This window comes from Caulobacter sp. BK020 (genome assembly GCF_004342605.1).
Lineage (GTDB): Bacteria > Pseudomonadota > Alphaproteobacteria > Caulobacterales > Caulobacteraceae > Caulobacter.
The window spans coordinates 104,128-125,011 of sequence record NZ_SLZL01000013.1; the positions used below are offsets into that span (position 1 = coordinate 104,128).

Consider the following 20,884-nt stretch of genomic DNA (forward strand, 5'->3'; position numbering starts at 1 on the left):
CACGGACGCCCCGGTGAAAATAACGCGAGTCGCGATCGTCATTCCCGAAGGTCTTTCGGGCCGCGGTGGGATCGTGCGGGTGATCGCCTACCTGACACGGTACATCCAGACCCACATCCCCGACATCGAGACGCACGTCTATCGCTCGCGCTACAGCGACAACGCCGTGCTCAAGCATCTCACCGCCCCGTTCGCCCTCGCGGCCTTCGCGATGAAATGCGCGACGGGCCGCATCGACGTCGCGCACCTCAATGTCGCGCCGCGTGGCTCGACCCTGCGCAAGCAGCTCTACCAGGCCGTGGCCCAGGCCCTGGGCTTGCGGACGATCCTGCACCTGCACGGCAGCGGCTACGACGAGTACTACGCCGACCTGCCGGCCAGGCGACAAACCGCGGTGCGGGCCTTTTTCGCGCGGGCCGACGCCGTCGTGGCCCTGGGCGATCACTGGAAGCGGTTCATGCTGACCGAACTGCGGCTGCCGCCGGCCAAGGTGGTCGAGATTCCCAACGGCGTACCGGCCGCCCTTCCCGTCGCACGCGCGCCCGACGCCACCCCGGCCATCGCCTTCCTCGGCGAGGTGGGCCAGCGCAAGGGCGTGGACGTCCTGATCGAGGCCCTCGCCCGGCTCAAGGCCGACGGCCTGGCCTTCACCGCAACCATCGCCGGCAACGGCGACCTGGACGCGGCCCGCGCCCAGGCCGGGCGAATCGGCGTGATCGACCGTATCGCCCTTCCCGGCTGGGTCGACGAAGCGGGCGCCGACGCGGTGCTGCAGGGGGCCGACCTGCTGGTCCTGCCCTCCCGCGCCGAAAACCAGCCGGTGGCGATCCTGGAAGCCATGGCGCGCGGACTCCCGGTCGTGGCCACCCGGATCGGCGGCATTCCCCAGCAGGTCATCGATGGCGAAACCGGCCTGCTGGTCGAACCCGACAACGCCGAACAGCTGGCCCAGGCCTTGAAGACCCTGATCCTTTCCCCCGAGCGACGCGCCGCCTACGGCAGGGCCGGGCTCCAACGGTTCGAGGCGCAGTTCTCGGTGGCGGCCTGCGCTGAACGGTTCGCCGAACTCTATCGGTCGTCATGATCCCGCCGGCCGCCCACGCTTGGCGTCGCGGCGGAACCCTCGCGCCCAAGCCGCGGGCGACCGCGTGTGGTTTCCGCCCCGGCCATGGCGCGTCTGCGACGCATCGGGGGTCAGAGACGGTTCACGCCTTGCTTCGCGCCGGCCAAACAAACACAACGGGCCCTGCATGATCCAGGAAGCCGCGCACGACATGGTCCGCCCCGCCGAGCCCGCGGGTTCGCCGGTCGCCTGGACGGCCGCCTACCGGCCCGACATCGACGGCATGCGAGCGATCGCGGTGCTGGCGGTCGTGGTCTTCCACGCCGGCTTCCCAGGACTGCTTGGCGGGTTCATCGGCGTCGACGTGTTCTTCGTCATCTCCGGATACCTGATCGGCGGCCAGGTCTTCCGCGAAGCTGTCGCGGGGGAGTTCCGGTTTTCGGGGTTCTACGCGCGGCGCGTACGGCGCATCCTGCCGGCCCTGTACGCTCTCCTGGCCGTCACGTTCGGCCTGGGCGCCTTGCTGCTGACGCCGCTTGAGCTGCGGGAACTGGGCAAGGAGTCCTTCGCCGCCATCTTCGGCGCCTCCAACCTGCTGTTCTACACGGCGGGCGGCTATTTCGACCCGGCCTCCGACCATTTGCCGCTGCTGATGAGCTGGTCGCTGGGGGTCGAGGAGCAGTTCTACATCGTCTTCCCGATCCTGGTTCTGCTGTGCCTGAGGATCAGACTGCGGCTGTTCATGCCGATTCTCATCATCGGGACCCTGGTTTCGTTCGCCGGCTCGATCCTGTTGACCCATCTGAACCCCAAGGCGGCGTTCTATCTCCTGCCGACCCGCGCCTGGGAACTGGGCCTGGGGGCGATCCTGGCGTTGTCGGAGCGCCGCTCGCCCCTCTGGACAGCGCCACGCCCGGTCGTCGACATCGCGGCGGTCGGCGCGCTGGCGGCGCTGGCGGCGGCCATGGCGCTCTATCGGCCGGCCGTCGCCTTCCCGGGTTGGTACGCCCTGATCCCCACGCTCGCCGCCGCGATCCTGATCGCCACCCCCGGCAGCCTGTTCAATCGCAAGGTCCTGTCCAGCCCTCCCTTCGTCTTCGTCGGCAAGATCTCCTATTCCTGGTACCTTTGGCACTGGCCGCTGTTTTTCCTGAACCGCGTCCTGGCGCCGGACGGCAAGGGCTTGCCGCCCCTGGCATTGCTGGTCCTGTCTCTGATCCCGGCCGTGGTCTCCTGGCGGTGGGTGGAGCAGCCTTTCCGCCGCCGCGTCCTCGGCGAGAAGGCGATCCTGGTGCGCTACGGCGCGGTCGCAGCGGTAATCGCGCTCCCCGCCCTGCTCTTCTACGTGACCGATGGCTGGCCCGGCCGGTTCTCGCCGGCCGTGCGGCAGATGTCCCGGACCGTCACAGAGGCTCGGGCCGATCCATGCCTGGCGCCGTACGGCGCCGTGTCGCCGCAGGATCCGGCCGCCTGTCTGCCCGCTTCGGCGAGTCCTCGCGTCCTGGTGCTGGGCGACAGCCACGGCAGCGCCATCGCGCCGGGTTTCAAGGCGCTGGCGGCGCGCGACGGCTACGGCTTCGGCCAGATCACCAAGTCCTCGTGCCCGCCCCTGTGGGGCTTCGCCCGCGAGGAGCCCGGCCGCACGGGTCACCTGGCGCAATGCCAGGCCTTCCAGCGGGAAGCCTTCGCCTATGTCGAACGCCACCCGGAGATCCAGGTCGTCGTGCTGGCCAGCTATTGGTCCTCGGACATGGTCCTGACCGACGGCAAGGGCGCCAGCGTTCCGCTAGCCGACGCCCTGCAGGGCACGGTGGCCCGTCTGACGGCTGCAAAGCGCCGCGTGATCCTGGTCGACGACGTCCCGACCTTCCGGTTCGATCCCTACAGCCGCATCGTCGGCGACAGGATTCCCGCAAGAGCGGCGGCGCAACGCTGGTTCGCGCGCACGCCTGGCGGCTTCACCGCCCACGACGGCCAGATGTTCGATGACCCCGCCACACCCGTCCTGCGCTCGGCGGCGAACGGGCGGGCCGGAGTGATCTTCTTCGACACCAAAGCGCGGCTGTGCGGCCAGGAGGGCTGCCGCTATGGCGCGCCCGACACGCTCTACTATTTCGACTTCCAGCACCTGACCACGACTGGCGCCGGCGTGGCGACAGAAGGTTTCACCCTGCCCGCTCCGGCGGCTTTGGCCACCGAAGCGAAGGCTCCCTGATGTTGCCCGATTTGCCGCGCACTGATACCAGTTCGGCGCGACCGCGAGCGATCGTCGCCCCCCTCAACAACCCCAGCAAAGCCGATTTCGTGCCACCGAGCGTCACACCGAAGCCATGGCTGGCCAGGCTGGCGACAACCATCGCGCTGGTGATATTCCTGATCGCGTTCGTGGCCCACCAGGGGCGGATCAGTTTCTATGCCGGCCCCAATGGCCGCACCGTGGCCCTCGGCCTTGAACTGCTGGCCCTGGGCCTGGCCTCCGCCATCTGCATCATCTACCGGCAATACGGCATCGTCGCCTGGAGCGTGCTCGCGACCCTCTATGCCGCATCGCAGGTCTATTGGTTCTCGACCGCCTGGGGTCGCGACGCCAATCTCAACGCCATATCGGTCTATATCGGGCTGTTCTCCTCGGTCGTCTTCGTCGCAGCCCTGGTCAACCTCGAGCGCAAGACCCTGATCAACGTCCTGTTCGGGGTGGCGCTGATCTACGCCCTCTTCTATCTGGCGCTCAGTCTCGGCCTCGGGGGCCTGAAGGCGCCGACCGATCCCGGCGCGGAAAAGCTGTTCATCGCCGCGGATCTGCGGATTGGCCGCCCCTCCCGCTTCGCGATGATGTCGTCGCTGATGGTGTTCGGCCTGTGCCTGTCGTTCACCCGCGCCTTCGTCGGCAAGAAGTGGGCCTACCTGCTGACGTTCGGCCTGTTCGCCGCCGGCATCTGGCTTTCCTATTTCCGGGCGGTCACGGCCGTCACGATCTTCGCGCTGGCCACCTATGTCGTGCTGCGGAACACCAAGCGGGTCGGCGTCCTCTGCTTCCTGGCCTTCTTTGTCGTCTCGCTGGTGCTGATCGTCGGCCTGAACGACCACGCGTTCAGGCCCTACGACCTGTTCGGCAACAACGATTCCTCGGCCACGATCCGCTCGCTATCCTACGACGCCACCAAATACTTCGTGCGAGACTACTGGCTGTTCGGCGTCGGCCTGGCCAGCAGCCGTGACGACACCATCAACCTGATGGCGACGACCACCTTCTTCTTCTCGGATATCGGCGCCGTCGGGGTTTTCTATACGGGCGGCGTCGTGGGCCTGATCATCTTCATGGTCATCAGCGCCATCAGCGCCTTTTCCGGCTTCTTTCTCCAGGCCATCGGCTTCGAGCGCGCGGACGCGGACGGCCTGGCCCTGGCCGGTTGCGCCTGCGCCTTGCTGGGCATTATCGCTCCGGATCTATGGTCGGGATCCTCGACCGTCCTGTCGGCGATCTTCATCGCCGCCTTCTACATCTCCCTGAAGAGCCGGCCAGCGCGCGCTGGGCCGTTCCGACCCTGGCTAGAGGGTGGAGTTCGGTATCCGTCGTTCACCCCTCGCGCGTCCGCCCCAGAGCTGAAGGACACGCCCCTTCAGGCGCAGGAAGGGCTGCTCGACCAGCCCGTAGGACAGGTGCGCGGCCACGAGTGAGGCCACGACGGTCACGACGTCGGTCAGGCGCGACCGTACGCCGGCGAAAGAAAAGATCATCAGGATCGGGTAGTGCCACAGATAGAGGCTGTAGGACCTCTTGCCGACCCAGAGGGCGGCCGGCGACTTCAGCCAAGCGACGAACGGGGCGCGATCGTCCACCGCCAGAGCCACCAACCAGGCCGCGCAAAGCGCCACCAGGGTGAAGCCTCCATAGCCCAGGAAAGGCGCCGACCACGGGGTCGAAACCGCGACCACGGTCAAGACGAGCACGGGAACGGGCCAGCCCTTGAGCAGGATGGCCGGAAGCCGCCGCACGCCCGACAGGGCCAGGGCCGCGCCCAGCAGCAAGCCATCGGCGCGCGTGTCCGTGCCGTTGTACAGACGCTCGGCGCTGGCGCCGTCCCACGCCAGGAAGCCTCGCCAGGCCGCCAGGGTCAGCATCGCCCCGATCAGCACCATGGCGTATCGCCGGTGGTTCAGGCGTCCGGCGGTCGCGTTCAACAGCAGGGGCCAGATCAGGTAGAACTGCTCCTCCACGCTCAGCGACCAGGCATGGCCCAGGAAGCCGCCCCCGGTCCAGCCCGCCGCCCGGGCCCAGTTCATGACGCTGGCCAAGGTGTAGAGCACGTTGCGCAGTTCGCCCCAGAGGTCCAGCCGCCGGGCCACCAGCGACCCCGCCAGCAGCGCCGCCACGACGAAGAGCGATACCGCCAGCAGAGCCGGCACGATCCTCAGGAACCGCCGAACATAGAAATCGCGTAGCGATGCGCGTCCGTTGCGATCGATCTCCTCAACGAGGAGACCGGTGATCAGAAAACCGCTGATGACGAAGAAGATATCGACGCCGATATGACCGCCGACCAGGATTTGCGGGCCGAAACAATGATCGATCAGGACCGCCGACACCGCCACGGCGCGGAGCCCGTCGATCTGCGGCAGGTAACGTCCCATGCGGGCTCCGAAATCACGGGAGAGGCTCCTGACTATCGCGCCCCGGACCGGTTGGAAAGCGACACCGCCGCGGGGACTGGCCATGGTCGCCGGACCGCCGCGGAAATGCCCGCTTGAGGCGCGAGCCGCCCACTGTCGCGCCGGTCGCGGCGACGGGCGTTGGCTGAGCGCCCGTCACGCGATAAGGCTCTGGCGACGGCACGACCGGCCTGGCTGGCGCGTCGTCTCCATTCGAACATGGGACCGTCGCCGTTGAAACGGATCATCGTCTATACGCGCGCCTGGCGTTCCGGGGTCGGCCTCTACGCCCAGGGTCTCGTGGAAGGCCTGGCCGCCGCCGGAAGCGAAGTCACCTTCATCGCGCCTGCCGGCTATCCAGAGGACCGCACCGCGCATCTGGCCAAGGTCCGTCGCATCCGGCCGGTGCGGGAAGTGATCGACGGCGGCTCTCGCCTGCGCCGAGCTTCCTTTTCGCTCGCACGGGTGGCCGGCGGCTTGGGCGCGTTGCTGGCGGCGCGCTTCACCAGCGGCCGTTTCATCGTCAGCATTCCCGACCCGTTCGTGTTCGCCGTCTGGCCGTTGATGCTGCTGCGGTTGACCGGCGCCAAGGTGATCTTTGTCTGCCATGACCCCGAGCCCCATTCCTGGAGCCTGCCCGCGCGTTGGCGTTGGCTGGAACGCGCCGGATATCGAGCGATCTATGGCTGCGCTTCACTGATCGTCGTGCTGTCCGAAGCGGGCCGGGCTCCGCTGGTCCGGCTGTTCGGCGTGCCTCCCGGCAAGATCGTGGTCTCGCCGCACGGCGCCTTCGACGTCCCCGCCGCCGGACCGTCGCCGGGCTCCAACACGCTGCTGGCCTTCGGCACGGTCCGCCGGAACAAGCAGGTGGCGCTGGCGATGGAGGCCGTGATCGCCGCGCGCGAGGCCGGCTGCCCCGTCCGCATGATCGTGGCCGGCGCCAAGGATCCCAACGACCCCGCCTATCTCGACGAATGCCGGGCGATCGCCGCGCGCTGCCCTGAAGGCCTGATCATGGAGACGGGCTTCATCACGGACGAACGCGTCAACGACCTCCTTGCGGCCTGCGACGCGCTGCTCATGCCCTACACCGATTTCAACTCCCAGAGCGGCGTGGCCGTCATGGCGGGCATGGCCGGCCGACCGGTCATCGCCGCCCCGGCGGGCGGCATCGCCGACCTGATCGTCGCCGGTCTGGCCGCTGTCGAGATCCCCCAGCCCGTCGATCTCGACGGCGTCACTCGGTCGATCCTGGCTTTCTACGCCATACCCTCGGCCGAATGGTCGAATCGCGCGGCTCGCGGTCGCGTCCTTCTGAACGAGGCCTTGGCCTGGCCTCGGATCGGGCGACAGCTGGCCGGATTGTTCGAATAGGACGCGCCGTTCAGGGCCTGAGAATAAAGTCGCGCAGTCGGTCCGTGAAGCTGGCCGGCGCATGGGGCGGCAGTTTCTGCGAGCCCGTCAACTCGGTCAGGCGGGTCAGATGTTCGATCAGACCGTGCTCATCGGATGCGACATAGATCCCGGGAACGGCCTTGAAGCGCTCGGCCGTCGCCATCTGGTGACCATTGCGATGCTCGCCCCGCAAGTGATCGCGCGGCATGATGATGATCGGCTTTCCATATTCCAACGCCGTCAGGATCGAGCCCATGCCGGCGTGGCTGATCATGATCGTGGCGTTCAACTGGAGTTCCCGGAACGCCTCGGGCGCGAGGAACGGAAAGGCCTTCAGCGAGCGCGGCGCATAGGTCGACGGGCCGACCTGCGCGACGACGTCGGTCCGCCCGGCCGCGATCGCCCAGTCGTCGACCGCGCGCACCAGTCTGTCGAACGGGAGTTGGGTGCCTACGGACAGCAGTATCAAATGACCGATCCGAAGCATTGAACGTCCGGATAGGCGTCCGTGAGGTGCGGCCACTGGGTCAGGCACAGATCCACATGCTTGCGCACCAGGCGACCGGACAGGGAGAGCTTCTCGGAGTTGGCGATGCTGTCGATCCAGACGGTCCGGGCGCCCAGCAGCTTGCCCAGCCGCACCGCGAAGACGCCGGGCGCGGCGCCAGTCGTCACGATGGTGGACGGCCGAAACTTCAGCACGATGAACAAGAGCTGCGCGAACATGACCAGCAGCCCCACGAGATCGGTCTGGGATCCGTCTCTCACCACGGCGACCGGCCGCTCGCCGCAAGGCGCGCGGGCGCCTTTCAGCGTCGTGACGTACTGCGCGTCGAAACCCTCGAAGGCCGCGGCCAGCCGCGAGAGCTGGACCCAATGCCCCCCGGCTGACGCCACGAGGAGAAGTCGTGGCGTCGTCATGGTCGGCGGAACCTTGTCCAGCTTGACCGCCCCGCCCTCATTCCTGCCTCCGCACAGAGCGGGCGGTCGATCATGGCCTCATCATTCCCCAAAAGAGCTCCAGCGGATCGGACGCCAAGCCTTTCCGCCAGCGAATATTAAGCAAGGCTCGACCTTAAGAAATGGCATTGAAACATTTTGGCTCAAAATTGAGGCGGTGCTCGTCACGACCCCAAAAAATAGCACTCCCGATCATCCCCAAACGTGTAAGGGCCAGGTTTACACACCGAAGGTTGCCCAAATCGCCATCCCGACCCCTTGAAGCCCAGATAGACACGACCGAACACGTCCTTGTCTGCATCCATGGCGACGACTTCATCAAGGGCGCCGACGGGAAACTCGCCGATCCGCACCCAGTTCATGGCATTGTCTACCGATCGCCATACACCGTAGCGCCCGTCAATCCGCCCGGTAACATAAATGGCCGGATAACCTCCTCCCGGCGCCGCCTTGCCGAAGGCGATGTCATGCACCGCCTGCACGCGACGCAGCACGATCCAGGTCCGGCCGCCGTCGACGGACCGCCGAAGCGCCGTATCGCCGGGGTGGGACACGCCCGACGTGAAAAACAGATGACCCGCATGGCCGGGAACGACCCTCAGCTTGGCGCTGTAGCGGCTGGCGGGCGCGATCTCGCCCCTATAGACCCTCGACCAGTCCGCACCGCCGTCATGGGTGACCCACAGGCCGGCCAGCCCTGGATTGGCGCCGTCGCCGCTGTGCGCCAGGTAGAACGTCCTGGCCAGCACCTTGTCCGCGGCCAGGGTCTTGCGGTGAAAGTAGTAGTCCGCGTGCGAGCCGGTATTGGGCAACCGCTCGCCGGGCAGAACCACGCGCCGCCAGGTCCGCCCCATGTCGATGGTGTAGAACGGCGACCGATTGTGCGTGGGCGCCCAGACGATGTTGCGCGCGTCGTCGGCCGCGACCGCGATCGAGCCGAAGGCCATGCGCCACGGATCGGCCGGCACCGTTCCGGGCGGCTGCGGCAAGGTCGCGAACTTCGACCAGGTCTTGCCGCCGTCCTCGCTGTAGCCGGCCAGCACCGCGTCGCCGTCCTCCGAGCAGCAGCCGGTGCGGGTGTCAGAGGCGTTGGTGACGAAAAAGCCAGGCTGGGCCGGCGTCCAGTCCAGCTGCTGCGCGGCGATCAGCACCCGCTCCTTGGGCCCATAGCCCGTCGAGAAACGTTCGAGGTCGTCGCGCCGATGGATGCCGAAATCCCAGGCCGCGAACAGCGGCAGTTGACCCGGGGCGGCGCTCACGTCGTTGGCGACCAGTTCCTCGATGCCGCGCGCCTGACTCTCCCAGACGATATTGCCGAGAGGCCAGGCGACGTCGGCGAAATAGACGCCCGTGCCGGCGGCGTTCCACAGCCGGCCAGGGACGACGGGGTCGAACATCACCTGGCCTGTGGCGAAGTAGCCCTGGTCGGCCACGTGCAGCCAGGGCGGATCGCCTTTTCCGACCCGCGCGCCGGTGAGGACAGGCCCCCACCGCCGGCCGCCGTCAGCGCTGCGGATCGCGTGGCCGCCTTCGTCGAAGACATAGATCGATCCGTCGGCGGGATTGACGGCGACGCCGCCGAACGGCGCGGGTTTCACACCAGGAGCGCCCGTAAGGTCTTCCCAGGTCCCTTCGGAGAACTTCCAGATCTTCTTCTGCTCGTGATCGACGCCGTAGAACGCCCCATCCCGGCCGAAGGCGCCGTGGCGGAGGCTGGTCGGCTGAGCATCCCGCGCCAAGACCAGGGGCCTGAAACTTCGGCCGCCGTCGAGCGAACGTGCGACCCCGTCGCCGGCCGACATCGCCCAGACCTGCTCTCCATCCGGCGAGAACCACACGACCACCCCGGGCCTGGGCTTGACCGCCGCGCTCCCTCGGCCAATCCCGCCCGGCGCCGTCGCGATCCTTGTCCAGTCACGGCCACCGTTTTCCGATCGCCATAGCCCGTCGTTCGGCGTCCCCAAGAGCACAAGGTCCGGATCCCGAGGCGACACGCTCATGAACGGGCCATAGTGTCGGAAAGGGCTATTGGCGTCGAAAGTCACCGGCGGAAGGCTGGTGCGGATAAAACGGCGTCCGCGGTCGCTTGATCGATAGACCCCGCCGTGGAGCGCCATGTAGATCCGGTCCGGATCCGACGGCGCGACAACGGCTTCGTAGACGCCTTCGTTCAGCGTCATCGGCTTGTGATCCTCCGATGGCATGCTCGCCGTCGTGACCAGTTGAAGCCAGCGGTTCTTTTCGGGCAGCCAGAGATAGGCGCCGTAGACGTCGGTTCTGACGATCCGCGTCTGCCCCCTTGCATCGGCGCTGTAGCCCGTGATGAAGCCTCCGCCGCCTATCGCCACGGGACGCCACGCATAGGCCGGGGCCGTCGCCTCGGCCACCGGCGGCGCGACAAGCCTGGCTGGGACATCCTGGGAAACCACCGATTGGTCCCCGGCCAACGCCAGAAGAGCCAGGACGAGCGCCGAAAGCATCATGCAACTCCTGAACACACTCCCCCCTGAATTTCCAAGCGGGTCTTGGCCGGACTGTCATCAGACGACTGCCTACAGGCTTTTCGCAGTCGTCGGTCAACGGAACTCCGCGGCAAGCTTTACCGTTACAGAGCCCGCACGGCGCCCAGGGCGTAGGCGCTTTTCCATTTCGAAGGCTCGGGCGCCAGAATCCTGACGCGCTTGTTGTCCAAACTTAGTTAAGTTCGTTTTTACCCCTTCGCTTGCGTTCGGGGGGTGTGCTAGTGGAGCCCGGTTTGGCGCTCTCCATGCGATGAGATCGAAAAACAGAGCAACGCTTTCGAAAGGTGGGTTGTGAACTATGCATCCACTATCAGGACGTGGCTCACGCCTTCACTGCGTGTTTGTTCATATTGACTAAACGCAGCCCTTTAGAAACGGATCTGGCGAAGATTTATGGAAAACAGTGTTGATACGCAGCCGCCGACGAGCCGCGCCCGCGGGTCTTCTGGCGAGACCATCGATGTTGAACGCCTGATCGCCGCATTCCGGCGTCGCTTGTGGCTGTTCCTGGCCGTCGCGGGCGTGATCGCCGCCGTGCTGCTGTTCGTGATGCTCCGGCAAACGCCGATGTACACGGCGACCGCCAATGTCATGATCAACACCCGCACCGAGAAGGTCGTCGACTCCCAGGCGGTCCTCTCTGGCCTGACGGCGGACACCGGTACGGTCGACACCGAAGTCGAGGTTCTCAAGTCGCCGCAGCTGGCCGCGACCGTCGTCAACGACCTCAAGCTCGACAAGGATCCTGAATTCAACGCCGCCCTCCAGTCGCCAGGTCTGGTCGGCAGCATCCTGGGCGGCAAGAAGGCCGCGAGTGAACGCAACGCGCCCGGCGCGGCCGAAGCTGAAAAACAAGCCGTCATCGCCGCGGTCGGCAAGCAGCTGACGGTTCGTCGCGTGGGCCTGACCTACTCGATCACGATCAGCTTCCAGTCGACCTCGGCCATGAAGTCCGCCGCGATCGCCAATGCGTTCGCCGACGCCTACATCCGGTCGCAGCTGACGGCGAAGTTCGACGCCACCCGCCAGGCCAACAGCTTCCTGAACACCCGCCTGGACACTCTGCGCACCCAGCTGCAGGAAGCCGACGCGGCCGTCTCCAATTACCGTGTCGCCAACAACCTGCTCAGCTCGGAAGGCACCACGCTCACCGAGCAGGAGATTTCGGCCTACAACCAGCAGTTGGCCCAGGCCCGCGCCCAGCAGGCCGAGGACGAGGCTCGCCTGCGCACCGCCCGCGCCCAGCTGGCCGCCGGCTCCAATGGCGACGACGTCGGCGAGGCCCTGAGCTCCCAGGTCGTGCAGAACCTGCGCGCCCAGCGCGCGGTGGTCAGCGGCCGTGTCGCCGAGATGTCTGGCCGTTATGGCGAACGCCACCCCGACATGGTGCGGGCCCAGCGCGAACTGGCCGACATCGATCAGCAGATCCAGGCCGAGATCCGTCGCATCGTCTCCAACCTCGAAGCCCGCGTCCGGGTTTCGCAGCAGCGCACCGCCTCCGTGGAAGCCAGCCTCGGCGGCGCCCGCGGTACTCTGGCCGCCAACAGCGCGGCCTCGGTTCACCTGAAGGAGCTCGAGGGCAACGCGGAAGCCGCTCGTAACGTCTACCAGAGCTTCCTGGACCGCTATAAGCAGACCGGCGCTCAGGAAGGCGTGGAGCAGGCCGACGCCCGCGTCGTCGCCCACGCCGTCCCGCCGTCGCATCAGAGCTCGCCCAACGTGATGCTGGCCCTGGCGCTGAGCGTGATCGTCGGCGCCGGCGCCGGCTTGGCGGCGGTCGTCGTCGCCGAGATCATGGACGCCGGCCTGGCGACCTCCGACGATGTCGAACGCAAGATCGGCCTCGCCAGCGTCGCCTCGATCCCCCTGATGTCATCCGTCGCGGAGGCCAACGAGCGTGGCATCCAGCCGATCGACTACGTCCTGCGCAAACCGCTCTCGGGCTTTGCGGAGGCCTTCCGCTCGCTGCGCACCTCGATCCTCTACGCGGTGCCCGGCCAGCAAGGTAAGATCGTGGTCCTGACCTCGGCCCTGCCGGGCGAAGGCAAGACCACCACCTCGATCTGCCTGGCGCGAGTCGCCGCCCAGGCCGGCAGCAAGGTGCTGTTGCTCGACTGCGACCTTCGCCGCCGCGCCGTCACCCGTACTCTGGGTCTGACGCCGGAACAGGGCCTGGCCGAGGTGCTGCACGGCGCCGCGCCGCTGGAGAGCGCGGTGCTTCTGGACCAGGCCTCGGGCGCCTATGTCCTGCCGCTGGCCCACACCGCCTCGTCCACCGAGGACGTCTTCGGCCTGCCGGCGATGGACCAGCTTCTGGCCCGCGCCCGCGCTTCGTTCGATCTGGTCATCCTCGACACCGCGCCGGTGCTGGCCCTGGCCGATACGCGCATCCTGGCCGGCAAGACCGACCTCGTCGTGCTGCTGGCCCGCTGGCGCAAGACCCCGGCCCGCGCCATTGGCGCCTCGGTCCGCCTGCTTCAGCAAGCCAACGCCCAGATCGCCGGCGTGGCCCTGACCCAGGTCGACATGAACGCCCAGTCCAAGCACGGCTACGGCGACGCCGGTTATTACTACGACGAATACAAGAAGTACTACGCGAGCTAAACGACCTGCGGATCTTTACGGACAAGCCCGTCGCCATCTGGCGGCGGGCTTTTCTTTTACCTCGTCAGCGACATTTTTTAAGTATTATCAGACATTAATCATACCGATTTACCAGGAATTGAAGTCGATCATCGAAGGTGCGCGGGTAAGGAGCACTTCCCCGATGTTGACGCCGCGCACTCTGCAACGATGCTTCAAGGTTTGCTTCGCAATCGCGTTTGCAAGCCTGCTGGTCGTGATGTTGGGCCCCTTCCAGGACCTTGAACTGCGGTTCGGTTTCACCGACAAGGAAGCGCACGCCACCGCCTTCTTCGCAGTGGCCAACGCCCTGTTCATTATCGCGCCCCGCAGGCGGCGGACCGATCTGGCCATGGTCGCCGCGGCGCTGGGCCTGGCCATCGAACTCCTGCAGGGACTCACGGGCCGCGACATGTCGCTGGCGGATTTCATCGCTGACGCGGCCGGGATCACCGCGGCGGTCCTGCCGGGCGTGGTCGAGCGCCTGCGCCATCAGCTTCGCGTCCATCCCGACCTCAGCGTCCGTCAACTGCGGGCGCTGGACAAGCGCAAACGTCGCCGTCGCCGACCTGCTCCGGAGGTGCAGAGCACGGCCGCCTCGGCTAACCCAGCCTAGAGCAAATCGCGCGATGTAGGAATCGCGCGATTTGCTCTAGGCTTTTGTTTTCGCATCGCTTTTGCGGAAAACCGGCATCCACTTTTCCGCGCGATTTGCTCTAGATCAGGCCATCCCATTTTTCGAAGCCGGCGGCGCCCCAACGCCGCCGGCTTTTCTATTGCGCAGCTCAAGTGAAGCTTTCGGTGTAGTTTAATTTACCTAGGCAAAACGCCTTACTGAGTTAATAGGAAATTTACTGTATATATATACTTACGTTTACCCATTTATCTACGCCGGTTATTAGATACTAATTGCGATATTCGATCCCGAACAAGGGATGAATGTCCGTGTGTAACCGGTCCGCTTTTAGCCTTCTGGCGCTGGTGTTCGCGCCCGCTCTCGCCGTGGCTGCGCCGATGAAGGTCGCGCCGCCCATGCCCCTGGGCGCGGCCACCGCCGCGCCGGTCGGCTTCGCCGACCTCTGTCAGCGCCAGCCCATCGAATGCGTGGACGGCGTCCGCGGCGACACTATCGACGCCAGCCAGGCGGCCAAGCTGGCCGAAGTTCGCCAGTGGGCCGGACAGGCCCGCTGGGCCGCCTTGTTCGGGCGTACAACCGCCGAGCTGGCGGAGGCGCCCGCCTCGGCCTATCCAGGCTACGTCAACCGTCCGCTGGCGCCGCGACCGGTCACGAACCTGTTCGAACCGGTCGCCCCCGCCGTCACGGACGAGGCAAGGACCGAAGAGGCCGATCCCAGCACCGCTGAGACCGCCGCCTCGGTCGCCGAGGGCGCGGCGATCGAGGACGCGCCGATCGAAGGAGCCTCGGTTGAAAACGGGCCGGTCGAGGACGCGCCAGCACCGCCGATGATCAGCCAGCTGAGCGATCGCGAGCTGCAGCGCATCAACACCCAGGTCAACCGCTCCATCCGCCGCTCGGACGACTATGCCGCCTACGGCAGGGCCGACTATTGGGCCTCCGGCGCCGACCACGTCAAACGGGGCGACTGCGAGGACTACGCCCTGGCCAAGCGGCGCGCGCTGATCGAGGCCGGCGCTCCGGGCGAGGCCCTGTCGATCGCCATCGTCCGCACGTTCCGCGGTGAAATGCACGCCGTGCTGCTGGTGGCCACCAGCGAGGGCGAAGTCGTGCTCGACAACCTGTCGCCCTGGATCGTCCCCTGGAACGAAGCGCCCTATCAGTGGCTGGACCGCCAGGCGCCCGGCGCGCCCACCAAGTGGGTCCATGTCGGCGTGGGCATGCGCTCCTAGTCTGGTCAAGCGTCCGCCGCCGCGGCGGACGCCGGCCCACGGGGCGTATCCCTGGCCCCTTCTCGGTCACGCGCCTTGAGTTTGCGCCGCGATCAGCGCCGCCCGCATCTGCTCGGCCTGTTCCGGCGTGACGCCCATGGCTGACAGCAACGGGGAAGGCGCGGCCTGGTCCCAGGCGTGGCGGCCGCCGATCGTGACGCCGCCATCGACGACGATATGCGTGCCGGTCACGAAGTCAGAATCGTCGCTGGCCAGGTAGAGCGCGGCTTGAGCGATGTCCTCCGGCAGGCCCGCCTTGGGAATCGGCTGGATCTTCGGCCCGACCTCGGCCACCCGGGCGGCCATCTGGTCGGCGACCTCGCGCGGCAGGCCCATCGACGCCCCGAAGATCGAGGTGGCGATCAGGCCGGGGCAGATGGCGTTGACCCGGACCTTCAGCGGCGACAGCTCGGCCGCCGCGCACCTGGTCATATGGATCACCGCCGCCTTGGCCGTCGAATAGGCCAGCGGCCCGAAACCCGCCTGCAGGCCGGCGATCGAGGCGGTGTTGATGATGCTGCCGCCGCCCCGCTGCAGCATCAGGGGCAGGGCGTGCTTCATGCCCAGGACCGGTCCGCGCAGCAGCAAGGCGAAGGTGGCGTCCCAGCCCTCGGCGGTCATGTCGGCCACGCCGTTCGGCGCCCCGCCATGGCCGGCGTTGTTGAACAGGATGTCGAGACCGCCGAACGCCTCCTGGGCCAGGGCCAGGGCGGCGGCGATCTGGCTTTCGTGGGTGACGTCGCAGGGGGCGAAGCGAACCCGGCCGGGGAAACGCTTCTCCAGCATCTCGCCCTTCTCGGCCTGCAGGTCGGCGGCAACGACCTTGGCGCCCTGCGCCGCGAACAGCTCCACCGTTCCCAGCCCGATGCCGGAGCATCCGCCGGTGATCACCGCAACCTTGCCGTCCAGACGTCCCGTCATGCGCCGCTCCCTTTGGCCGCGCGCGACCTCTGGAAGGACGGGCCGCTGCGTCAGGCGCGGCTATCCTGGCGCGCCTGAGCGCAAGTGGCCAGGACTAAGTGAACAGCGTTCAGGCTTGCTGGCGAGCGGGCGCATCCTGCGGCCGGTTGAACACCAGATTGAACAGCAGCCAGACGGCGCAGGGCAGCAGGACGACCGCCCAGGCGAGCACCAGGCCGGCCAGGCCGAAGATGGCCGCGACACGTTGCGCGATATTGGGCCGCTCGGCCTTCCGGCCCGGCGACGGCGCGTAGATCTTCAGGCTCATCGTCCCCCCAGACTGTCAGAGCGGGCCAGATCGGACGCCCGTACATATTCCGCGCGGGCGGCGTCCGAAGCTTTACCGGAAGTGACCTGCCGCGCCAAGGCGCGACGCAGGTCGCGCAGGGCAGGCCCCATCAAATGCCACGGTTCTACGCAATAGCGCGTGAACAGGCGCCGCGGATCGACCACCAGCCGGAACAGCCACTCCATGCCCACCTGCCCCATCCAGCGGGGCGAGGGGCGCTGGACGCCGGCCTCATAGTCGAACGCGCCGCCGACCGTGAAGGTCACGCAGGGCCCCAGCTTGGCCTGGTTCTCCAGGACCCAGACCTCCTGCCGCGGCATGCCCATGCCGACCAGCACGATGTCGGGTCGATAGGCGTTGATCGCGTCGACCACCGCCTGGTTCTCGGCCGAACCGGGCGCGACATCGAAATAGCCATGGTGCGTGCGGATCCGCGCGCCAGGCCAATCAGCCTGGATCCTGGCGGTCGCCTTCTCGCCGACGCCCGGAGCGCCGCCGACGAAGAACACCTTCCAGTCCTCCCGGATGGCCCGCTCCCAGAAGGCGTCGCGCCAGTCCAGATAGGTGCAGCGGTGGAACCGGCGGCTGGCCCGGCCGACGATGCGCGCCCAGAAGATCAGCGGCACGGAATCCACCTCGATCAGGTCGGACGTGGCGAAGAACTCGGCGATCTTCTCGTCCTTACGGATCAGATACAGGCTGTGGAGGTTGTGATTGGCGACTACGGCGCTTTCGCGCGCGGCGATCTTGCCGGCCACGAAATGGAAGACTTCCTCTGGACGGACCAAGTCCATCGACCCGCCAAGCACCTGCACGCGCTCTTCGGGGCGGCGGCTCATGCGGAAGTTCTGCCGCGCCTCTGGAGAGGAGGCGTCTCTCGCTGGAAGAAACATCTTACCCGACTCCGACAACTTGGAGCACAGGTCTACAGGAACAGGCTTAGCCTTTTCCCAAGAAGGATGATTAGCGCAACTTAACCTTGAAGAGGTGCAGTAAAGAACGATTCACCATTTAAGCGACTGACGACATAGGCAGACCGCGCTCTTGCAGGAGTTGAATCCGCGGAACGCCGGTCCGCCTGTGTCGGGATGTCGCGGACTATTCGTTGACGACCACGACCTTGCCCATGGCCTTGCGGCTGGCCAGGTGAGCGATCGCGTCGCCGGCCTTGGCCAGGGGGAACCGCTCGGAGACATAGGGCCGGATCTTGCCCGCCGCATAGAGATCCATCAGCTCCTGGACGTTCTGGGCGTGACCCTCGGGATCTCGGGCCACCGCCGCGCCCCAGAAAACCCCGACGATGTCGCACGATTTCAGCAGGGTCAGGTTCAGCGGGATCTTCGGAATGCCGGACGGGAAGCCGATCACCAGGAAACGGCCGTTCCAGCCCGCCGCCCGGATCGCAGCCTCCGAATAGTCGCCGCCGACCGCGTCATAGGCCACGTCCCAGCCGCCCGGACCGCAGGCGTCCTTGATCAGCGTCGCCAGGGCCTTCTGGCCGTCCTTGTCGAACGGGCCGCGTGGATAGACCACGCCGGCGTCGGCACCCCGGCTGAGGGCGAGATCGACCTTTTCCTGGCTGGAGCAGGCGGCGATGACCCGAGCCCCGACCGCCTTGCCCAACTCGACCGCTGCCAGGCCGACGCCGCCGGCCGCGCCCAGCACCAGCAGGGTCTCGCCGGCCTTCAGGCGGCCGCGGTCCTTCAGCGCGTAGTATGAGGTGCCATAGGTCAGGATGAAGGCGGCGGCCTCGTCGAACGGCATGGCGTCGGGGATCGGCGTGCAGCGCGCGGCGTCCAGGGCCACCTGCTCGGCCATGCCGCCCCAGCCGGTCGAGGCCAGCACCCGCTGGCCGACCTTCAGCCCCGTGACGCCCTCGCCCACCGCGGCGACGAGGCCCGACACCTCGCCGCCGGGCGCGAACGGCCGCTCGGGCTTGAACTGGTACTTGTCCTCGATGATCAGCACGTCGGGGTAGTTGACGCCGCAGGCCTTGACCTCCAGCACCACCTGGCCGGGACCGGGCTGCGGATCGGGCAGGTCTTCCAGCACCAGGGTCTCGGGTCCGCCGACCGCCTTGCTGAGCACCGCCTTCATCTCGCCTCTCCCTGCGTTTGTCTTTATGAGCGGCCGGACGCTAGCGCACGCCGGACGGCCAAGGAAGCAGAATGTCAAACAAACGTTTTACCCTCGCCCTGCACGGCGGCGCCGGGGCCAAGCGCGGCCACGACTACAGCGTCGAGATCGCCCATATGCGCGGTCTGGTCGAGGCGGCGCGCCAGCGGCTGGCGGCGGGGGCCAGCGCCCTGGACGTGGCTGTCGAGACCGTGGTCGCGCTGGAGGCCTCCGGCCTCTATATCGCCGGCAAGGGCGCCTCGCCCAACGCCGACGGCGAATACGAGCTGGACGCCAGCCTGATGGACGGCGCGACGCTGCGCGCCGGCTCGGTCGCGGCCCTGCAGGGCTTCGAGAGCCCGATCCTGGCCGCCCGGGCGGTGATGGAGCGCACGCCGCACGTTATGCTGGCCGGCGAAGGGGCCATGGCCTTCGCCCGCGAACAGGGTCTGAAGACGATCGCCGATCCCGCGACGTGGTTCACCCACGCCGGCGCGTTCGAGGCCAACCATGCGCCGAACGTCCTGCCGACCGGCACCGTCGGCTGCGTGGTGCGCGACGCCGAAGGCCGGCTGGCGGCGGCGACCTCCACGGCCGGGGTGTTCGGCAAGCTGCCGGGCCGGGTCGGGGATTCGCCGATCATCGGAGCCGGCGCCTGGGCCGACGGCCATGCGGCGGTCTCCTGCACCGGCCAGGGCGAATATTTCATCCGCACCGCGGTGGCCGCCCAGATCGCCCATCGGGTGCGGTTTGGCGGCGAGCGGCTGGAAGACGCCGCCCAGGCCGCCATCCAGGGCGTGGCGGACCTCGGCGGCCACGGCGGCCTGGTCGCCGTCGACCGCGACGGCAATGTCGCCATGCCCTTCGCCTCCAGCGGCCTCAAGCGCGCGGCCCTGCTGCCGGACGGGACGATCGTCGCCGAGGCGTTCTAGGCGCGGGGCGTCCGGACCACCCGCCCCGCCTTGAAAGCCCGTCTCGAAAATTCGCTTCCCGAGCGAAGCCTGGCCCATTCTGGCGCCGCCCTTGCGTCGAGCCGCTTCAGTGCAGCGCGAGAAAGGGCGGATCAATGCCTCGTTTTCATTTCGAAGCCCAAGGTTCGGAGCGATTCCCCGATCCCGAGGGCGTGGAACTGAGGAACCTGACCGCCGCGCGCCGGGAAGCCGCGCGTCTGGCGGCGGCCTTGGTGCGCGACTATCCCGAGGTGTTCGCCGAGCCCAGAAGCTGGCGCATGTGCATCCTCGACGACGATGGCAATACGCTGGAAGCCCAGCCGTTCGACGCCCTCGGCCTCAAGCCGAACGCGAACGACGACTGACCACGTCAGCGGCCTGGTGGGCCGGCGGCGACAGCAGTTTGGCCAGGTCGTGCGCCAGACTGGCCTGGCGATCCTCGTCGAGGACCGACAGCAGCCGGCGCTCCACGGCGTCCACATCAGCGCCCACCTGATTGGCCAGGGCTTCGCCGTCGGGGGAAATCTGCACGATCACCGCGCGGCGGTCGCCCGGCAGGGCGGCGCGGGCGACGCAGCCCCTGGCGATCAGGCCGTCGACGGTGCGGGTCAACGACGTGCGGTCGATGGCGCTGGCCTGGGCCAGTTCGGTCATGCTGCACACGCCGCGCTTTCGGAGCACCCCCAGCGCCATCCACTGGGTGAGGTTGAGGTGATGGCGCGCGAGAACTTCGCTCACCAGCGCCCTTCGGTGTTGCTCGACGCGATAGAGCAGATCGGTCAGGGCGGCGGCGGTGGTCACGGTCGCGATCATCTCCGTGGGTCTACAGAAGGCCACCGCGAAGGGGCGATATTGCGGCGCAAAACTCAGACCAGCGCCATTCGTTCCCTCTCGGAGCCCGTAGCTTCAGCGTCTCAAGTCTGGACGGCCGAGCGTGGCCGTCCCGTCCTTGCACGCCGCAGCTTGCGCCAGGGCCCGCTTCAGCCTCGCTCGCCCCGCCTGACGACTCAATTGTAAATAATTGTGCTTCGGGGCGATAAGTCGCGGAAATTGCATCGTTAACTATGGTCACGATCGTTATTGTTGTGCATTGATAACGCTATCGCATTACAAAGTATCTGGCGTTGATGGAGACTCTGGTGCAGGCGCTGAGCGGCCGATTACTTGGTGCGGCCGGTTTGATAAACACGCCGGAAACGGCGGCCGCGATCTTCAAGCTTGCCGTCGAGACCAACGACTCCGAATTTCTCCTCCGCTCGTTGCGGGTTCTGTCGCAGTCCAAGGGCATGTCCGATGCGCTGGCCTGGTCGGGCATGCCCGGCGACCTGCCCCGTCGTGCGATCGAGGACGAGGGCCTGACGTGACCCCCATTTTTCATCCAGCGATAACGAGAGTCCTGGGTTGATTTGAGCCTTGGTGTTGGTGGGTGGCAAGAGGCCGGCGCGCGGAG

Annotated in this window: 18 protein-coding genes; 9 read left to right on the forward strand and 9 right to left on the reverse strand. The window is 67.2% G+C overall.

What is annotated here, in order from left to right; all coding sequences use genetic code 11:
- The first annotated feature begins 13 nt into the window (after nucleotides 1-13).
- Nucleotides 14-1,084: a glycosyltransferase family 4 protein gene (locus tag EV278_RS16610; RefSeq protein ID WP_132093842.1), complete on the forward strand. Its 1,071-nt coding sequence runs from the start codon at nucleotides 14-16 to the stop codon at nucleotides 1,082-1,084.
- A gap of 166 nt (nucleotides 1,085-1,250) precedes the next feature.
- Entirely contained in the window at nucleotides 1,251-3,278 is a 2,028-nt protein-coding gene (locus EV278_RS16615; RefSeq protein ID WP_132093845.1) for an acyltransferase family protein, read from the forward strand.
- Nucleotides 3,279-4,612: 1,334 nt separating this feature from the next.
- Here EV278_RS16615 and EV278_RS16620 read toward each other — a convergent pair.
- On the reverse strand, nucleotides 4,613-5,695 hold the full coding sequence (locus tag EV278_RS16620; RefSeq protein WP_165916678.1) for an acyltransferase: 1,083 nt from the start codon (nucleotides 5,693-5,695) through the stop codon (nucleotides 4,613-4,615).
- Between the two features lie 252 nt (nucleotides 5,696-5,947).
- On the opposite strand from EV278_RS16620, the gene EV278_RS16625 reads away from it, so the two are divergent.
- Complete coding sequence (locus EV278_RS16625) at nucleotides 5,948-7,087, forward strand: glycosyltransferase family 4 protein (protein ID WP_165916679.1); 1,140 nt, start codon at nucleotides 5,948-5,950, stop codon at nucleotides 7,085-7,087.
- Between the two features lie 10 nt (nucleotides 7,088-7,097).
- Here the strand turns inward: EV278_RS16625 and EV278_RS16630 are convergent, their stop codons facing one another.
- From EV278_RS16630 to EV278_RS16640, 3 genes are all read right to left on the reverse strand, one after another.
- Entirely contained in the window at nucleotides 7,098-7,595 is a 498-nt protein-coding gene (locus tag EV278_RS16630) for a glycosyltransferase (RefSeq protein ID WP_243692225.1), read from the reverse strand.
- A complete protein-coding gene (locus tag EV278_RS16635; protein WP_132093857.1) occupies nucleotides 7,574-8,005 on the reverse strand; it encodes a UDP-N-acetylglucosamine--LPS N-acetylglucosamine transferase in 432 nt (143 codons plus the stop codon). Before EV278_RS16635 ends, EV278_RS16630 begins: the two co-directional genes overlap by 22 nt.
- A 227-nt stretch (nucleotides 8,006-8,232) precedes the next feature.
- Entirely contained in the window at nucleotides 8,233-10,548 is a 2,316-nt protein-coding gene (locus EV278_RS16640; protein ID WP_243692226.1) for a sialidase family protein, read from the reverse strand.
- A 435-nt stretch (nucleotides 10,549-10,983) separates the two neighbouring features.
- On the opposite strand from EV278_RS16640, the gene EV278_RS16645 reads away from it, so the two are divergent.
- The 3 genes from EV278_RS16645 (at nucleotide 10,984) to EV278_RS16655 (ending at nucleotide 15,081) form a co-directional block, all read left to right on the forward strand.
- Complete coding sequence (locus tag EV278_RS16645; RefSeq protein WP_132093860.1) at nucleotides 10,984-13,194, forward strand: AAA family ATPase; 2,211 nt, start codon at nucleotides 10,984-10,986, stop codon at nucleotides 13,192-13,194.
- A 163-nt stretch (nucleotides 13,195-13,357) separates the two neighbouring features.
- On the forward strand, nucleotides 13,358-13,828 hold the full coding sequence (locus tag EV278_RS16650; RefSeq protein WP_132093863.1) for a hypothetical protein: 471 nt from the start codon (nucleotides 13,358-13,360) through the stop codon (nucleotides 13,826-13,828).
- Between the two features lie 365 nt (nucleotides 13,829-14,193).
- Nucleotides 14,194-15,081 carry a transglutaminase-like cysteine peptidase gene (locus EV278_RS16655; RefSeq protein ID WP_243692228.1) on the forward strand — a complete coding sequence of 296 codons (888 nt, stop codon included), beginning with the start codon at nucleotides 14,194-14,196 and terminating at the stop codon, nucleotides 15,079-15,081.
- Nucleotides 15,082-15,147: 66 nt separating this feature from the next.
- Here the strand turns inward: EV278_RS16655 and EV278_RS16660 are convergent, their stop codons facing one another.
- The 4 genes from EV278_RS16660 to EV278_RS16675 all read right to left on the reverse strand — a co-directional run bounded on the left by EV278_RS16660 (nucleotide 15,148) and on the right by EV278_RS16675 (nucleotide 18,466).
- Nucleotides 15,148-16,041, reverse strand: a complete 894-nt coding sequence (locus EV278_RS16660) for an SDR family NAD(P)-dependent oxidoreductase (RefSeq protein WP_132093866.1) — start codon at nucleotides 16,039-16,041, stop codon at nucleotides 15,148-15,150.
- Nucleotides 16,042-16,150: 109 nt separating this feature from the next.
- On the reverse strand, nucleotides 16,151-16,348 hold the full coding sequence (locus EV278_RS16665; protein WP_132093869.1) for a hypothetical protein: 198 nt from the start codon (nucleotides 16,346-16,348) through the stop codon (nucleotides 16,151-16,153).
- Complete coding sequence (locus tag EV278_RS16670) at nucleotides 16,345-17,208, reverse strand: WecB/TagA/CpsF family glycosyltransferase (RefSeq protein WP_243692229.1); 864 nt, start codon at nucleotides 17,206-17,208, stop codon at nucleotides 16,345-16,347. Before EV278_RS16670 ends, EV278_RS16665 begins: the two co-directional genes overlap by 4 nt.
- A 259-nt stretch (nucleotides 17,209-17,467) precedes the next feature.
- Nucleotides 17,468-18,466, reverse strand: a complete 999-nt coding sequence (locus EV278_RS16675) for an NADPH:quinone oxidoreductase family protein (protein WP_132093874.1) — start codon at nucleotides 18,464-18,466, stop codon at nucleotides 17,468-17,470.
- Nucleotides 18,467-18,537: 71 nt separating this feature from the next.
- Here EV278_RS16675 and EV278_RS16680 point away from each other — a divergent pair, with 71 nt between their 5' ends.
- Both EV278_RS16680 and EV278_RS16685 read left to right on the forward strand, forming a co-directional pair.
- Nucleotides 18,538-19,416, forward strand: a complete 879-nt coding sequence (locus EV278_RS16680) for an isoaspartyl peptidase/L-asparaginase (protein ID WP_132093877.1) — start codon at nucleotides 18,538-18,540, stop codon at nucleotides 19,414-19,416.
- Nucleotides 19,417-19,550: 134 nt separating this feature from the next.
- The gene (locus EV278_RS16685) at nucleotides 19,551-19,799 is read left to right on the forward strand and encodes a hypothetical protein (RefSeq protein WP_132093880.1); all 249 of its coding nucleotides are present in this window, start codon (nucleotides 19,551-19,553) and stop codon (nucleotides 19,797-19,799) included.
- Here EV278_RS16685 and EV278_RS16690 read toward each other — a convergent pair.
- Nucleotides 19,774-20,247 carry a MarR family transcriptional regulator gene (locus EV278_RS16690; RefSeq protein WP_132093883.1) on the reverse strand — a complete coding sequence of 158 codons (474 nt, stop codon included), beginning with the start codon at nucleotides 20,245-20,247 and terminating at the stop codon, nucleotides 19,774-19,776. The genes EV278_RS16685 and EV278_RS16690 overlap by 26 nt on opposite strands.
- A 326-nt stretch (nucleotides 20,248-20,573) precedes the next feature.
- On the opposite strand from EV278_RS16690, the gene EV278_RS16695 reads away from it, so the two are divergent.
- The gene (locus tag EV278_RS16695; RefSeq protein WP_132093886.1) at nucleotides 20,574-20,798 is read left to right on the forward strand and encodes a hypothetical protein; all 225 of its coding nucleotides are present in this window, start codon (nucleotides 20,574-20,576) and stop codon (nucleotides 20,796-20,798) included.
- Nucleotides 20,799-20,884 lie beyond the last annotated feature (86 nt).